Annotated in this window: 18 protein-coding genes; 10 read left to right on the forward strand and 8 right to left on the reverse strand. The window is 67.7% G+C overall.

Annotation, left to right across the window (positions count from 1 at the left end):
* Window positions 1-79 precede the first annotated feature (79 nt).
* On the reverse strand, window positions 80-1,621 hold the full coding sequence (locus HNP52_RS17330) for an amidohydrolase family protein (protein ID WP_184168863.1): 1,542 nt from the start codon (window positions 1,619-1,621) through the stop codon (window positions 80-82).
* 188 nt (window positions 1,622-1,809) lie between these two features.
* On the opposite strand from HNP52_RS17330, the gene HNP52_RS17335 reads away from it, so the two are divergent.
* The 7 genes from HNP52_RS17335 to HNP52_RS17365 all read left to right on the forward strand — a co-directional run bounded on the left by HNP52_RS17335 (window position 1,810) and on the right by HNP52_RS17365 (window position 6,648).
* Window positions 1,810-2,841 (forward strand): COX15/CtaA family protein, encoded by a 1,032-nt coding sequence (locus HNP52_RS17335; protein WP_184169278.1) that lies wholly within the window; start codon window positions 1,810-1,812, stop codon window positions 2,839-2,841.
* Window positions 2,838-3,152: a divalent-cation tolerance protein CutA gene (gene cutA, locus HNP52_RS17340; RefSeq protein ID WP_184168864.1), complete on the forward strand. Its 315-nt coding sequence runs from the start codon at window positions 2,838-2,840 to the stop codon at window positions 3,150-3,152. Before HNP52_RS17335 ends, cutA begins: the two co-directional genes overlap by 4 nt.
* Window positions 3,152-3,910, forward strand: a complete 759-nt coding sequence (locus HNP52_RS17345) for a hypothetical protein (protein WP_184168865.1) — start codon at window positions 3,152-3,154, stop codon at window positions 3,908-3,910. The genes cutA and HNP52_RS17345 overlap by 1 nt, the downstream gene beginning before the upstream one ends.
* Window positions 3,911-3,955: 45 nt before the next feature.
* Window positions 3,956-4,894, forward strand: a complete 939-nt coding sequence (locus HNP52_RS17350; RefSeq protein ID WP_184168866.1) for a hypothetical protein — start codon at window positions 3,956-3,958, stop codon at window positions 4,892-4,894.
* A 145-nt stretch (window positions 4,895-5,039) separates the two neighbouring features.
* The gene (rplM, locus tag HNP52_RS17355) at window positions 5,040-5,519 is read left to right on the forward strand and encodes a 50S ribosomal protein L13 (RefSeq protein ID WP_184168867.1); all 480 of its coding nucleotides are present in this window, start codon (window positions 5,040-5,042) and stop codon (window positions 5,517-5,519) included.
* Window positions 5,519-6,076 carry a 30S ribosomal protein S9 gene (gene rpsI, locus HNP52_RS17360; protein ID WP_184168868.1) on the forward strand — a complete coding sequence of 186 codons (558 nt, stop codon included), beginning with the start codon at window positions 5,519-5,521 and terminating at the stop codon, window positions 6,074-6,076. The genes rplM and rpsI overlap by 1 nt, the downstream gene beginning before the upstream one ends.
* Window positions 6,077-6,162: 86 nt before the next feature.
* A complete protein-coding gene (locus HNP52_RS17365; RefSeq protein ID WP_184168869.1) occupies window positions 6,163-6,648 on the forward strand; it encodes a hypothetical protein in 486 nt (161 codons plus the stop codon).
* Here HNP52_RS17365 and HNP52_RS17370 read toward each other — a convergent pair.
* From HNP52_RS17370 to HNP52_RS17395, 6 genes are read right to left on the reverse strand one after another with little or no spacing between them, the layout of a single operon-like run.
* A complete protein-coding gene (locus HNP52_RS17370; RefSeq protein ID WP_184168870.1) occupies window positions 6,645-7,064 on the reverse strand; it encodes a hypothetical protein in 420 nt (139 codons plus the stop codon). The two genes, HNP52_RS17365 and HNP52_RS17370, sit on opposite strands and share 4 nt — an antisense overlap.
* Window positions 7,061-8,665: an SDR family oxidoreductase gene (locus HNP52_RS17375; protein WP_184168871.1), complete on the reverse strand. Its 1,605-nt coding sequence runs from the start codon at window positions 8,663-8,665 to the stop codon at window positions 7,061-7,063. The genes HNP52_RS17370 and HNP52_RS17375 overlap by 4 nt, the downstream gene beginning before the upstream one ends.
* A complete protein-coding gene (locus tag HNP52_RS17380) occupies window positions 8,662-9,054 on the reverse strand; it encodes a thiol-disulfide oxidoreductase DCC family protein (RefSeq protein ID WP_184168872.1) in 393 nt (130 codons plus the stop codon). The genes HNP52_RS17375 and HNP52_RS17380 overlap by 4 nt, the downstream gene beginning before the upstream one ends.
* The gene (locus tag HNP52_RS17385; protein ID WP_184168873.1) at window positions 9,051-9,482 is read right to left on the reverse strand and encodes a hypothetical protein; all 432 of its coding nucleotides are present in this window, start codon (window positions 9,480-9,482) and stop codon (window positions 9,051-9,053) included. Before HNP52_RS17385 ends, HNP52_RS17380 begins: the two co-directional genes overlap by 4 nt.
* A gap of 49 nt (window positions 9,483-9,531) precedes the next feature.
* A complete protein-coding gene (locus HNP52_RS17390) occupies window positions 9,532-10,218 on the reverse strand; it encodes a DUF4166 domain-containing protein (protein ID WP_184168874.1) in 687 nt (228 codons plus the stop codon).
* Window positions 10,219-10,235: 17 nt separating this feature from the next.
* A complete protein-coding gene (locus HNP52_RS17395; protein ID WP_184168875.1) occupies window positions 10,236-10,796 on the reverse strand; it encodes a GbsR/MarR family transcriptional regulator in 561 nt (186 codons plus the stop codon).
* A 248-nt stretch (window positions 10,797-11,044) separates the two neighbouring features.
* Here HNP52_RS17395 and HNP52_RS17400 point away from each other — a divergent pair, with 248 nt between their 5' ends.
* The 3 genes from HNP52_RS17400 (at window position 11,045) to HNP52_RS17410 (ending at window position 14,577) form a co-directional block, all read left to right on the forward strand.
* Window positions 11,045-12,739 (forward strand): DUF1800 family protein, encoded by a 1,695-nt coding sequence (locus HNP52_RS17400; RefSeq protein WP_184168876.1) that lies wholly within the window; start codon window positions 11,045-11,047, stop codon window positions 12,737-12,739.
* Between the two features lie 11 nt (window positions 12,740-12,750).
* Entirely contained in the window at window positions 12,751-14,130 is a 1,380-nt protein-coding gene (locus tag HNP52_RS17405; RefSeq protein ID WP_184168877.1) for a DUF1501 domain-containing protein, read from the forward strand.
* 66 nt (window positions 14,131-14,196) lie between these two features.
* A complete protein-coding gene (locus tag HNP52_RS17410; protein ID WP_221416472.1) occupies window positions 14,197-14,577 on the forward strand; it encodes a VOC family protein in 381 nt (126 codons plus the stop codon).
* A 27-nt stretch (window positions 14,578-14,604) separates the two neighbouring features.
* Here the strand turns inward: HNP52_RS17410 and HNP52_RS17415 are convergent, their stop codons facing one another.
* Window positions 14,605-15,225 (reverse strand): hypothetical protein, encoded by a 621-nt coding sequence (locus tag HNP52_RS17415; RefSeq protein ID WP_184168879.1) that lies wholly within the window; start codon window positions 15,223-15,225, stop codon window positions 14,605-14,607.
* Between the last annotated feature and the right edge of the window lie 49 nt (window positions 15,226-15,274).

The following is a 15,274-nucleotide window of genomic DNA, read 5'->3' on the forward strand; positions in this document are numbered from 1 at the left end:
GCCCAGGGTAACAAAGCGAGGCGGCAGAGAAACCCTGGGCCCCGGCTTTCGCCGGGGAAGCGTCCACTCTTGAAAGCCGTCAGCGCGCCCGGAGCAACCTGCCCCGCTTGGCCACCCGCGCGCCGCCTTCATAGGCCGCCTGCCCGCCGACCATCACCAGGTCGAAGCCCTCGGCCTTCGCAAACGGATCGACATAGCTCGACCGCGCCTTCACCTTCGCGGGATCGAACAGGATCAGGTCCGCCTGCATGCCCGGCCGGATCACGCCGCGATCGCCGAGGCGCAGGATATGCGCGGGCAGGCCGCTGCCCTTGCGCACCATCTCCGCGATGCCGAGCTTCCTGTCCCGGACCACATATTCCTCGACCAGCTTGGCATAGGTGCCGGTCGCGCGCGGATGGCGCATGCCGGGGCCGCCATCGGTCGAGAAGGCGACATAGGGATCGAGCAGCAGCACGTCCTGCAGCGCCTTGTCCTGGGTGAAATGCGCACCCGATCCGCTTTGCGGGCCGATCTTGATCAGGAAATCGGCATAATGGAGCCCCGCCTCCTGCGCCGCCTGGGCCAGCGTCTTGCCGGCATAGGGCGCGGTGCCGATCAGCAGCGCCTCGGGACCGCCGCGCCGCGTCATCCGCTGCACCAGATAGTCACGCAGCTCCTGCCGGCGTTCGGCCACCACCTTGGCATAGTCCGTCGGCGGCAGCGCCCATTTGGGGAAGAGGATGGCGATGCCGGTATAGCCCGCCTCATAGGGATATTGATCGGCGGTCAGCTCGATCCCCTGGCGGCGCTTGTCCGCCAGGAAGGCGAGCAGCTCGCGCGCCCGCGCCTCGCCCTTCCCGAACACCACTTTCAGGTGCGAGATATGCGGCCGCGCCGGCAGCGACGAGGCGATCAGCTCGTCGATCGACGCCTTGATGTCCTCGTCATTCTCCGAGCGCATATGGCTCATCACCACGCCGCCATAGCGGCTCACCACCTTGCCGAGATTGGTCAGCTCGGCGGTCTCCGAATAGATGCCCGGCACATATTCGAGGCCATAGGACAAGCCGAACGCACCGGCACGCATCTCGCTGTCGAGCTGCGCCGCCATCCGCGCCAGCCCCGCCGCATCGGGCACGCGCACCGAGTCCGCCACTCCGGCCGCGCGGCGCAGCGTGCCATGGCTGGCGAGCAGCACGACGTTGAGGTCGATCGGCGCCCGGTCCACCGCCGCCATCCAGCTGCGCGGGTCGAGGTCCTTGCCCAGCCGCGGGCCGCTGCCGTCCTGGCCGAGCGTGATCGTGGTGACACCCATTGCCAGGAAGGCTTCATAGCTGTCCTTCAACGGGTCGCCATGGCTGTGCATGTCGATGAAGCCGGGGGCGAGCACCCGCCCCTCACCGGCGACCACGCGCCGCGCTTCGGCTCTGGCCGAGGGCGGATCGATCCGTGCGATCCGATCGCCGCTGACCAGCACATTGGCGAGCCGCGGCGCCGTGCCGGTGCCGTCGACCAGTTGCACTTCGCGGAACAGGGTATCCGGTTGCGCCGCCAGCGTCGCGACCATCGGCCATGCGGAAAGCCCGCCCGCCGCCACCGCTCCGCCCAATGCCTGTCGCCGTGTCAAACGTTGCTTCATGCCGCTCCCCGATCGCTTTTGCCGGACTATGCGCACAAGCGCGGCCCGCGCGAATCACCAAGGCTGCATAAAGTCATGGCCTCAACGCATGGGGCACCGGTTTGCCGCCGGTCAAAGCCGTGCGCGCGGCAACCGCGCAGGACTGGCCATCCCTCCTGATCGGAATTACACCACCGCCCGTGCTCAAGATGACTTCGCTGCCCGCCTCCGTCCGCCCCCGCGCGCTTGCCACCTGGCTCTTCGCCGTCGCGGCGCTGATCGTGCTGATGGTGGTGATCGGCGGCATCACCCGCCTGACGGAATCGGGACTCTCGATCACCGAGTGGAAGCCCTTCACCGGCACCATACCGCCGCTCACCGAAGCCGCCTGGCAGGCCGAGTTCGCGCGCTACCAGCAGATCGGCCAGTATGAGCAGCTGAACCAGGGCATGACCCTGGCCGAGTTCAAGAACATCTTCTTCTGGGAATATCTCCACCGGCTGCTCGGCCGGGTGATCGGCATGGCCTTCGCGCTGCCTTTGCTCTGGTTCGCCATCCGCCGGGCGATCCCCAAGGGCTATGGCTGGCGGCTGATCGCCCTGCTCGCGCTTGGCGGGCTGCAGGGCGCGCTCGGCTGGTGGATGGTCAAGTCGGGGCTGAACAAGACCAGCACCGCGGTCGACCATTTCTGGCTTTCCGCGCACCTGATGACCGCGCTGTTCACGCTGGGCGGCATCGTCTGGACCGCGCTCGACCTGCTGGCGCTCAGGCGCAACCCGATGGCCCGCCCCGCTCGCCTCACCGGTCTGGCGGTCGCGGTACTGGCGGTGCTCGCCGTCCAGCTCTTCTTCGGCGCGCTGGTCGCGGGGCTGCGCGCCGGGCTGGTCACCGACCAATGGCCGCTGATGAACGACCATTTCTTCCCCGGCGTCAGCCAGGCGGGGCAGAGCCTGGGCCATATCCTCTTCTCCGACCCGGCGGTGGTCCATTTCATCCACCGCTGGTGGGCCTGGGTCACGGTCGCCGCGCTGGTGGTGCTCGCCCGCAAGATCCGCGCCGCCGATCGCCGCGCCTCGATCGCGATCCACAGCGCGTTCGGCGCCCAGATCCTGCTCGGCATCGCCACGGTGATGGCCGGCATGCCGATCTGGCTTGCCGCGCTCCACCAGCTGACCGGCGCGCTGGTCGTCATCGCCACCGTCTGGGGCGCGCACGTCGCGGGCAGCCGGGCCGGCGCTTGAGCGAGCTCAGCCTCTTCTACGTGACCTTCGCCGCCCGGGCGGATGCCGAGCGCGTGGCCGAGACGGCGCTGGCCGAGAAGCTTGCCGCCTGCGCCAATATCCTCGCGCCCTGCACCTCGCTCTATCTCTGGCACGGCGAACTCGAGCGGGCCGAGGAAGTGCCGGTGCTGTTCAAGACCCGCCCGATGCTCGCCACCCGCCTGCGCGAGCGGATCGCCGCGCTCCATCCCTATGACCTGCCGGTGATCGAGAGCTGGACCGTCACCGTCGGCGGCGATGTCGCCGCCTGGGTGGAAGGCGCGACGCGCTGATGCTGCTCGCCGCGATTGTCCTCCAGGCAAGCGCGGCCAGCTTCTCCCCGCCGCTCGACCGGGCCCTGCTGGTCGTGACCGAGCGCCATGACGATACCCGCCTCTATCGCATGGAGCGCCGGATCCGCTTCGCACGCGAGGACGGCGGCTATCGCGCGGAAGTCGTGCTCGCCGAAGCGGAAGGCGAGACCAGCGACAGCAGCGGCGCGCTGTTCGAGGCAGGCTATGCCGCGCTCGCCGGTACGCCCCTGATATTCCACCTCGACAAGGCCGGCACGGTCACCGCGATCGATGACCTCCCCGCATTGTGGGAGCGCTTCTGCCGCCGCGTCGCCGAAGTCGCCGCCGCGCGTCGCGCGCTCGCCCCCGCCGAGCGGCCCAAATTCGCCGAGCGCGTCGCTGCCCCGATCCGCGCCCTGCCCGACGGCCGCCGGCGCGCGATGCTCGCCTCGCTGGTGCTGGCGGTGGTCCCCGACGAGCCGCTGGTGCCGGGCACCGGCCCGGTTCGGCTACCCGGCAGTTCGGCCTATGGCAGCGCCAGGCCGCTTGAAGGCATGCGCAGCGTAACGGCCTCGCCCGGCGGCCTGCTCCGCAGCACCACTGTCGCCAGCGGCGAGAACGTGACTCTCGAACGCATCACCGAAGTCGATCCCCATACCGGCCTGATCACCCGCAACAGCAAGACGCTGCGGATCCGCACCGGGGGCCTGGAAAAGATCAGCCGCACCCAGCTGACGGTCGAACCGCTCGCCGATTGACTCGCCGTGCCGCGCATGGCCGAACGCCGGGCAAAGGGGAAATCCATGCGCTCGATTCTTGCCGCCGCTCTGCTCGCCTGCCTCGCGCCCGCACCGCCCGCAACGGCCCAGGCGGCGACCAAGGCCGAGCCCGCAACGATCGAGATCGTCTTCAACCCGCCGACCGATGCGCCGATGCGCTACCGCGTCGCCCGCGACCGCGCCGCCCGCACCAGTCGCCCGGCGATGTCAGCCAGCTGGGTGGAGGAACTGCGCTTCACCAGGGCGGGCGACGGCTTCATCGCGCATTGGCGGATGGAGGCCGCTTCGTTGCCGCCGGAGATGCGCGCGCCCGGGGTCGCCCCGATGATCGCCCCGTTCACCGGCGAGCCGATCGCCTTCGATCTCGACGCGGAAGGCACCGTGCTGCGCGTCCGCGACTGGCCGGCGGCGCAAGCCCGGATCCTGGCCGCCGTCGATGCCGCCGGGCAGCTGATCCCCGCCGCGGATCGCGACAAGGTGATGCCGCAGGTCCGCGCGATGTTCACCGGCCTCACCGCCGAGACCGCGCCCTCGGCCCTGTTGCGCAACGTCGAGCCGCTGTTCGGCGGTGGCGGACTGTCGATGCATGTCGGCGAGGAGATCAGCACACCGATCGAGCAGCCGGTGCCACTGCTCGGCGGCAGCGTCGCGATGGACGTCACCATCACCCTGAGCGCCGCCGAGCCCGGCCGCACCGCCACGCTCACCTCCCGCTCCGACTATGATCCCGATTCTTTCAAGCGGCTGCTCACCCAGCTCGCCGATCGCTTCACCCCGGCGGAGAAGGCCGCGCGTACGCAGGAGCTCGAGCAGATGCTGCCCGAGATGCTGCTCAGCGAAACCGGCACCACGCTGATCGACCTGCCCAGCGGCATGCCGCTGCGCTACGAAAACAGGCGCATCGCCACCATCGACGGCAAGACCGTTCCTGTGGAATCGCTCGCACTTACCTGGCTGCGCTGAGGGGAAAACGACCCACGGTATTCAGATACCCGTCAGCAAAGCCCCACTTTTCTTGACTTTTCCCGAGCGAATCGTCAGAGGGCCTTCAACCGCGCTGCCCGAAAGGGTGGCGCGCTCGCGTTTCATACTCGAAAGGTCCCAGCCCATGAAGGCGCTGATGAAGACCACCAAGTCGGCGAAGCCGGCCGAGGTGGAGAAGAAGTGGCATATCGTCGATGCCGACGGCCTCATCGTCGGCCGCGCTGCCGTCGTGATCGCCAATGTGCTTCGTGGCAAGCACAAGACGAGCTTCACCCCGCACGTCGATTGCGGTGACAATGTCATCGTCATCAACGCGGACAAGATCAAGTTCACCGGCAAGAAGCTGGGCCAGAAGGTGTACTACAAGCACACCGGCTATGCGGGCGGCATCAAGGGCATCACCGCCGGCAAGGTCCTCGAAGGCCGCTTCCCGGAGCGCGTCCTCGAGAAGGCCGTTGAGCGCATGATCCCGCGCGGCCCGCTGGGTCGCCAGCAGATGCGCAACCTGCGCATCTATGCCGGCGCTGCGCATCCGCACGAAGCGCAGAACCCCGAGGTCCTCGACATCGCCGGCATGAGCCGCAAGAACAAGGTGGGCGCATAATGTCTGACAACCGCCAGTCCCTTTCCGATCTCGGCGCCATCGCCGCCGGTGAGCAGGCCGTGGCCGCCCAGGCCCAGACCGACTCGGACACCCGCGCCGATGCGTATCTCGCCGGCCAGCTCGACGAGCCGGTCAACACCGCCCCGCTGCGTGCGCAGGAACTCGACAAGTTCGGTCGCGCCTATGCGACCGGCCGTCGTAAGGACGCCGTTGCCCGCGTGTGGCTGAAGCCCGGCACCGGCAAGATCACGATCAACGGTCGTGACCAGGAAGTCTATTTCGCGCGTCCGACGCTGCGTCTCGTCATCAACCAGGTGTTCGGCATCACCGAGCGCGAAGGTCAGTATGACGTGATCGCCACCGTCAAGGGCGGCGGTCTTTCGGGCCAGGCCGGCGCGGTGAAGCACGGCATCAGCCAGGCGCTCACCAAGTACGAGCCGATCCTGCGCACCCCGGTGAAGCGCGCTGGTTTCCTGACCCGCGACAGCCGTACGGTCGAGCGTAAGAAGTACGGCAAGGCGAAGGCCCGTCGTAGCTTCCAGTTCTCGAAGCGCTAAGCGCCTCGGCAACTGCCAACGAATTGGGGCGGTCCGGCAACGGGCCGCCTCTTTTCGTTTGGGGAATGCGCGGCTAGCCTTGGGCCATGGCGCTCGATCACCCCGACACGATCCGTATCCTCGCCTTTCTGGGCGAGATCGGCATTCCCGTGTCCCAGGGGACGATCGCAGGCGACAGCTTCCTGCCCGGCATCGAAGTGCGCGACGGCGGACTGCTGCTAGACCCCGAGCGCCCCTTCTATCCCGGCGACCTGCTCCATGAAGCGGGGCATATCGCCTGCACCGATCCCGCGGACCGCCCGACGCTGTGCGAAGTCCGTGACGATCCGGGCGAGGAAATGGCGGCGATCGCCTGGTCCTATGCCGCTGCCCGCGCGATCGGGATCGACACGCGCGCGCTGTTCCATGCCGACGGCTATCTCGGTGGTGGCGAGGCGCTTGCGATCGCCTTCGACAGCGGCAAGGGCCCCGGCCCGCCCATGCTCCAATTTTACGGCATGGCCGCCGAGCCGCACCAGGCCGAGAAACTCGGCCTTCCGGTCTATCCACAAATGGCGAAATGGCTGCGCTAGGGTTTGCGCATCAGGTCATAGAGCGCCAGCCGGAACACCAGCCCGCCGCCCGCACCGCTCGCTCCGACTATCAGTAGGAGCGCGATGCCTTCCCATGCCGATGCGGGCCCGATCCAGATGAGCATCGGCACGACGCCGACCACGGCACCCGAGGCCATCGCGTTCCACCAATGCAGCCGATAGCGGCGCTCGAGCCACAGATAAGCCGGCAATCCCAGCACCAGCGCATGGCCGAAGGCGAATGGGAAGCCCAGCACCAGCGCATAGAACAGGATGGCCGGCGTGTCCGTGAATGCCGACAACGGCGCTTCGCGTGCGAACAGCAACCAGAGGATTGCGCCGGCAAGAAGGGATGCCGCGATCGAGGCGACCAGGAACGCGCCCATCACCTTGCCGAAAGGCGCCGGTTCTCTCATGCCCGCTCCAGCCAGCCGGTATAGTGCACCACGTCGCCGATGATCGGCAGGCGCACCCGTACCTCGAAACGGAAGCGTCCATCCTCCTGCCATTCGCGCGCATCGATGCGCGGCCCCAACCGGCGCGGCATCGGCACGCCGAAGGCGGTCCAGCCGCGCAGCACCATCTTCAGCCCCTGCCCATCCGAAGGCAGGTCGAAGGCGAAGCGCAGCGGCCCGAACCGCTCGGCGACACCCTGCCCCGCCTGGCTGAGTTCGCTGGAGAAGGCATGGCCGCCAAAGTCGCGCGTCCAGCGTTCCTTGCCATGTTCCGCCGAGAAAGCGACGCGGAGTGGCCAGCTGCCCTCGGGCGGAAAGCCCATCACGCGCCCCACCAGCCAGGCCAGCCCCCTGCCCCGACGCACCTCGCCTTTCCCCGACGCCCCGGCATCGCCGATAAAGTCGTGCATCCCACGCACCGCCTCCGGCAGCTTGCCAAAGCGCGAGCCCATCGCCCGGACATAGAGCGGATCGACCGCACGCTCGACCACTTCGGTCCGGATCGCGAGCCTGGCGAACAGCGGCTCGAACCGATCGAGCGTCAACAGCCCGCTCGCGTCGCGCGCGCCCGGCGGCACCTTTCCGGAGAGGATATCCTCTGCAAGCAGCTCCGCCGCCAGCGTCGGAATCTCGGGCCCGTCGCCCCGCTCGGCAATCAGCGTCCAGCGCCGCGCGATGCCCGATCCGGTCAGCGTCACGGTCATCGCCGAACGGTCGCTGCCACCCCGCCCGGTGAGCGTCTGGAGCTTATGCATCCAGCGCGCCGTCCCACCGAGCGAGCCGATCCAGCCCCAACGCACCGGCCAGCTCATCAGCCATAGTCCGAGCATGTGGAAACCGAACTCGGTACCGGCGTGGAAGGTCACCGCCGGGCGGCCGGGCAGCGCATCGGGCATCAGCGACAGATCGGGCACCTCGGCAAGCGCAACCCAGCGATGGAGCGGCGCCATCCCGTCCACCATGAACCGCACGCGCCAGAGCGCCTGCCAGCCGGTCGCCCCGATCCAGCGGCGCCCGCGCCATAGCCGCACCGGCCTGCCGACATAGGACAGGATCGCCGCCGCGACCGCCGGACCTGCCACCGCCCGGTTCGATGCGCTCAGCGCGATATCGACCCGCTCCACCTGGTCCAGCCCCTCCGCCAGCTTCCGCACCACCGCGCCCGACAGCGCCGGCAGGCTCGAGGCTCCGCTGATGATCGGCACCGCAACCGCTGCACCCTTGTCGAGCGCGCCGACCCCGGTGACGAAATCGCGCGCATCGGCCAGGTCGAGATAGGGGATGCGCATCGCGATGCAGGCCTCGGGCACCGTGGTGCCGCTACCCTGGAAAGGCCCGGCCGCGTCGATCACAAGGTCCGGCCGCTCGCGAGCCAGCACCATGCCGATGCCGTTGGTCCGGTCCGCCACCACCGGCTCCGCGCCCGCCAGCCCGGTGCAGAAAGCCGAGGCGCGCTCGAAGCTTCGCCCCGCCACCAGCACCGCGTGCCCGGCGCCCAGCAACCGCCGGCTCAGCCGCGCACCAAAGCCGCCATAGCCGCCGATGACGAGGATGCGGCTCACAGGATGCGCGCCCTTTGCTCGGGGCTGGGCACCCAGCAGGCATCATGCTTGCCAAACAGCCGGTAGCGGTTGCGCGCGATCCGGCGATAGGCGGCGTCGCGCCAGCCGCGCGGGATCACCCGCATCACGCCGAGCGCCCGCCACGGCCAGCCCAGCGCTTCGGCGATCGCCAGCACGCCGTCGCTGTCCCGCCGGGCACGGTCACCGTCGATCACCAGCATCGTATCCGGATCGTCGGGATCGACACCGAAGCGCTTGCACAGCGCCTGCCCCGTCTCGCTCTGCACCGAGGCGAGCCGGAAATGCCCGCACCGGTCATGCCGCAGCACGAAGCGCGCATTCGCCGTGCACAATATGCAGACGCCGTCGAACAGGATGATCGGGTTCATTCGGGTGCTTCCCGCCGCCAGCTCAGCGCCGCCCAGAATGCCAGCCCCGCCAGCGCCCCGATCAGGCCCAGCCAAGCACTCACCTCGAACAGCCGGTACCAACCCGCCGCAGTGTAGCGTCCATGCTCGGACAGCACGGTGTCGCCGATCTGCGAATATTCGCCCGGATTGTTGAGCAGTACCAGATAGGGAAGCCCGCCGACCAGGAAGCCGCCGATCGCGGCGCTCCACCAGCGCAACCGCCAGCGCCGGCTGAGCAGGGCGTAGAGGGGCAGGCCCAGCAGCGCCACATGCCCCGCGGCCAGGATCGCCCCGACGATGAAAGACGCCACCACCATGAACCAGGCCTGCTCGAGGGCACCCTCCATCACGCCGGTCACGATGAAATAGGCTGGAAACGCGCTCGCCCCGACAAGAACCGCGGACATGATGGCGGCCAGCAGGCGTCGTCCGGAAGGCTGGTCCTGGTTCATCGCCTCACTCCGCCGGATCCGCGAACATGCAGAGCTGGTGGACCAGCTCGCCGAGCAGCGGGTGCACCAGGTCGAGGCTGAACACGAAGCGGCCATCGCCGATGTCGATATGCCCCACCGTCAGCTTCCCCGGCATCGCCCAGCCGGGCAGCTTCACCCGCAGCCCGCCCAGCTTCAGGAAATAGTGATCGCTGACAAACAGCAGCGCCCCGCCATCTTCCTCCAGCCGCAGCGCGATTCCTACACCAAGCCCCAGATATTCCTCGATTCCCGTCGGCCCGGCAAAGCGCTTGGCGCTGTGGATAACCTGTGGAAAACCCTGTGCACGACCATATTGCCGCGTCCAGTATTGCCCCTGCCCGTCGCCATCCGCCGTCACGCTGACGCTGGCCGACACGCCGATGTCCATGCCCAGCGGCAGCGGTGCGCCGATCGCGCGGGCAAGCTGCGCCAGCAGCCACCCCACCCGGCTCATCCGGCATTCGGCGACTTCGCCCAGATAGGAGACACAGGCGCCGGCCCTGATCTTGCGCAGGAAGCGGCGGCGCGTTGCCGGCGGCAGGAACAGCCAGCGCTCGCCGAGCAGCCGCGCGAACGGGCTCTCGGCATCGTCCCAGCGCGGCGCGGCAACGCGGTGCCAATCGGCATAGCGGGCCAGCGAACCCGGCGCATATCCGATTGCCGCACCCATCGTACCGCTCCTTTCGCTTACTCGCTCTTGCCCTTGGGCAGGAAGGCCAGGATCTTCTTGCCCAGCCGGATCAGCGTCATCAGCCGCCCCGGCGGCACGCTCATCATCTGCTGGTACCAATCGTCGATCGTGACGACGAAGTCCTGCATCGCCACGATCCGGCTACGCGCCGTGTCGGAGATCGCGGCGTCGCGCTTCGCTTCCTCGGTGCAGACGCGCAGCGCCGCCACCGCCGGATCGATCTCGCGCTCCTTGCGGCCCTGGGCGATGCGCGTCAGCATCTGCATCAGGTCGACCTCGGCCTCATAGTGATCGCGCCGGTCGCCCATCACCGGCACGCGGCGGATCAGCTTCCAGCCCAGCAGTTCCTTCAGGCTGTTCGACGTGTTGCTCCGCGCGATGCGCAGCGTGTCGCTGATCTCCTCGGCGTTCAGCGGCCGGTCGGAGAGGTAGAGCAAAGCATGGATCTGGGCGACCGAGCGGTTCACCCCCCATTGCCCGCCCATCTCGCCCCAGTGCAGCACGAACTGCTGCACCGCGATCGGCAACTGAACAGCGCTGTCCGTAATTTCTGTCATAACAGAAATATGAGACGGAATTGCACGGGAGTCAATCGCCTTCGCGATCCATCGCGCCCCAGCCTCGCTTCGCCGCCATGAACGCCGTTGCGGCAGCGCAACTAGCGGCCTGGGCTGCGGCGTTTGCGCGCGGCGCAATCGCAATGAAGATTTCCTTAGGTATTTCTGCAGGTTGTTCGGATTCCTCCTCTAAATTATTCATGGAAGTGCAGGTTGCGGCGGTTCCGCGGCCTCGGGGGAAATTCGGGGTGTTCCAAAATCACAGGACGGCCGTGCTTGGCGCGGCGCTTGGTCTGCTTGTGCTCGGCGGCTGCGATGGCGGCGGCGGGGGTGGTTCGTCGTCGAGCGGCAGCGCCGGCGGCGTGGTCACCACGCCCAGCCCGACGCCGGCGCCGGTGGTGTTCACCGATGGCGATGCCGCGCGCCTCGCCCGGCAGGCGAGCTTCGGCCCGACCACCGATCTGGTCGCCCGCATCAAGTCGCTCGGCGCCACCGCCTGGGTCGACGAGCAGCTTGCCGCCGCGTCGAGCAGCTATGCCGATCTCACCACCGAAGTGCGCCGCGATTTCTGCGTGAGCACCGATACGGTGTGCAACCGCGCCCATTTCAGCCGCACGCCGGTGGCGATGCGCTTCTTCGCCAATGCCGTCGCCGGATCGGACCAGCTGCGCCAGCGCACCGCCTTCGCGCTCGGCCAGATGATCGTCGCTTCGGAAGCGGAGGTGAACTCCACCGCCGGCATCGCGACCTTCAACCAGATCTTCCCCGCCAACGCCTTCGGCAACTACCGCGACATCCTCGCCCAGGTGACGATGAGCGGCTATATGGGCGACTATCTCGACATGGCGGACAGCAACAAGTCCGGCCCGTCGGAGAATTACGCCCGCGAGCTGCTCCAGCTCTTCTCGATGGGCCCGGACGCGCTCAACATGGACGGCAGCCTGAAGCGCGACAGCGCCGGCGGTGCTATTCCCAACTACACCACCGACGACATCAAGGGCGTCGCCAAGGCGCTAACCGGCTGGACCTATGCCCGGGTCGGCGGCGCCGCGATCACCGATGGCAATGCCCGCGACTATTCCAAGCCGATGATCCAGGTGGCGGCGCGCTACGACACCACCCAGAAGAGCTTCCTCGGCACCAGCGTCGCCGCCGGCGCTGCCCAGGACGCCAGCGTCGCCGCCGTAGTGGACGCGGCCTTCAACAACCCGTCGACCGCGCCCTTCGTCGCGCGCCACATGATCGTCCACCTGGTCACCGCCAATCCCAGCCCGGCCTATATCGGCCGCGTCGCCCAGGTGTTCGCCGACAATGGCAAGGGCGTGCGCGGCGACATGAAGGCCGTGGTCCGCGCGATCCTGCTCGACAGCGAGGCGCGCTCGGCGCCCGGCGCGACCAGCGGCAAGCTCAAGGAGCCGGTCCTGCTGATGACCGCGCTCGCCCGCGCGATCGGCTTCGCGACCGACGGCTATGTCTTCACCACGCGCGACACCAGCCTCGGCCAGCCGGTCTTCCGGGCGCCCTCGGTGTTCAACTTCTATCCGGACGATTTCCCGCTGCCCGGCTCGGCCACGCTGAAGAGCCCGGCCTCGAAGTTGCTCAACACCTCGAACGTGCTGCGCTGGCACAATTTCGTCTATGACTGGACGGTCTCGGGCGATGCCAGCCGCAGCGAATATGCGCTCGATTCGGGCCTGCCCATGTCCTCGCTCACTCAGCCGCTCTGGACGAGCTGGGAAGCGTATGGCGTCGACCTCGACGCGATGGTGGCGCGGATCGACCTGACGATGTTCGCCAACACGCTCAGCCAGGCGCAGAAGGATGCGCTCAAGGCAGCCGCCACCCCCATCACCAATACCGATGTCGCCATCCAGGCGCGCCGCCGCGCCCAGATGATGCTCTACGTCGCGGCCTCGAGCCCGATGTTCCTGGTCGATCGCTGAGGAGCCGGACCATGACGTTTTCCCGACGCGATTTCATGAAGGTCACCGCCGGAGCCGGCGCGCTTGCCGCGATCGGCCAGCTCGGCCGCACCACCGCGATGGCCGCCCCGAACGGCAGCTACCGCGCGATGGTCGGCGTGTTCCTGTTCGGCGGCAATGACAGCTGGAACATGGTGATCCCCACCGATGCCCGGCACGCCGCCTATCTCGCCGCGCGCGGCAGCGTCGGCATCGCCGCCAGCCGCCTCACCGCGCTCACCGGCACCGCCTATGCGCTGCATCCGGCGATGGCCGCGCTCCGCCCGATCTGGGACGAGGGCAGCCTGGGCCTGGTGCTCAACGCCGGCACGCTCTACGCGCCGCTGACCAAGGCGACCTACCAATCGCGGGCCGATCTCCGCCCGACCAACCTGCTCAGCCATTCGGACGAGCAGGCGCACTGGCAGGGCCTGCGCGCCCGCGATTTCGCGACCGACGGCTTCATGGGCCGCCTCACCGACAAGATGGGTGCGAGCAGCGTCCCCTCGATGATCTCGATCGCCGGCTCGCAGCTCGCGGTGATCGGCAAGACCAGCTCGGCGCTCGTCCTGCCCTCCACCGGCACGCTGTCACGCTCGGGCTATTCGACCGCGTCGAACGCCGCAAACACCGCCAAGAACAACGCGCTCGGCACCTTCTCCTCGGCCACGGGCCTTGGCGACCTGACCGAAGCCACCGCGCGCGACGTCAATGGCAGCTATGCCCAGGCGACCACCGCCAACACCATCATCTCGGCGACCAGTTCGCTCGACGGCTATTTCGTCAACCCGACCACCGGGGCCGCGCTGACCAGCGACGTCGCCCGCCAGCTGATGCGCGTCGCCCGGATGATCGATGCGCGCGGCTCGCTCGGCCATGGCCGCCAGACCTTCTTCGTCAGCCAGGGCGGATACGACAATCATTCCGGCCAGGTGAATGGCGGCACCAACGACACCGGCACCCATGCCAACCTGCTCGGCGACCTTGCGATGGCGCTGGCCGGCTTCCACCGCGCGATGCAGTCGATCGGCATGGCCGAGAACGTCACGGCGTTCACGATGAGCGACTTCGGCCGCACCTATCGCGGCAATGCCCAGAACGGCACCGACCATGCCTGGGGCGGCAACCATCTGGTGGTCGGCGGCAATGTCGCCCCTGGCGGCATCTTCGGTGCCTATCCGGATCCGGTGCTCGGCGGCGCGACCGACGTCAGCAGCGAGGGCCGCTTCGTCCCCGCCGTCTCGCAGGAGGAATATATCGGCGCGATCGCCCGCTGGCATGGCGTCAGCGATGCGGACATGCCCTATGTCTTCCCCAACTGGTCGACCTGGAGCACGGGCGGGCGCGGACCGTTACAGTTGTTCCGCGCTTAACTGCGTATCCGGATTGCGCTATCGTTGCGCCCGGGTAATGGGGCGCGCCTTTCGGGGAGGCGAATGATGGCCAATCTTTATCGCATTACGCCGTTCATGCATGTGCCGGACTTCGAGAAGGCCTTGTGGTTCTTCACGGACGTCCTGGGCTTCGAACTCTATTTCCGGACGCCCAACTATGCCTATGTCCGGCGCGAACAGGCGGCCTTCCGCATTCTCGAGAATATGGGCGACGACGGCGCGCCTCCGGGCAACCGCCGCTTCTGCTATTATATCGACGTCGAGGATGTTGACGCCATCGCCGAAGAGCTCGCCCCCAAGGCGCCGCTGCTCAATGACGGCGACATCTATGGTCCCATCGACCAGATGTACGGCCAGCGCGAGTTGATGGTCGTGGCCCCGGACGGGAACCTGCTGGTGTTCGGGCAGGATATCTCGAAGCGGTAAGATGCGCTGCAGCCCAGCGGGCCGCAGCTAGCCGAACTTCTTGCGGCCGATGACCGGGACTCGCTCGGTGAGCACCGTCACCAGCGCTTCCCGCATCACCGAATATGCCTCTTCGATACTGACAGCCGTCTTGTTGAGCGACTGTTTCACACCCTGGCTACCGCCGATGAAGCCGGTTGCCTGCGCCGTCTCCGATGCTCCCTCGTACTTGCGCAGGATCAGCCAGGTGCTCAAGCCCTTTCCCCACAGCGGATCCTCGCCATAGGCAATGCCCTGGATGATCACTTCATAGTGACAGTCGGACTCCGCTCTCACCAGGCGAGGGCCCTTCTGCTTTACCTTGAGTGCGATCGCATCCATGGCTGGCTCGATCACGATCTCGACCGGATTCTTGCTCGCGAGCAAGCCTCCCCAATCCAGCGAACGATAGACCTCGGCCTGGCGCTCGGGCGACATAATCTCGGTGAGATTGTCCTTCGCGGTCGGGGCTTCATGCGTCCCCCCGACCGGCGCGCGAAGGAAGATACTGCTCGTTGTGGCATTGAAGCGGGTGGTCGGCCAGATGTGGACCTTGCAGGCCTGTGCATTGGCCCCTGTCGGCAGCCAGGCTGCCACCACACACAATAGAAAACGTCCGCCCTGCCGCATGGATGCCCCCTTCCCGCACGACTACGATGTACAGATGACCAAGGGATTG

It is taken from the genome of Sphingomonas kyeonggiensis (assembly GCF_014204495.1).
Classification (GTDB): Bacteria; Pseudomonadota; Alphaproteobacteria; order Sphingomonadales; family Sphingomonadaceae; genus Sphingomonas; species Sphingomonas kyeonggiensis_A.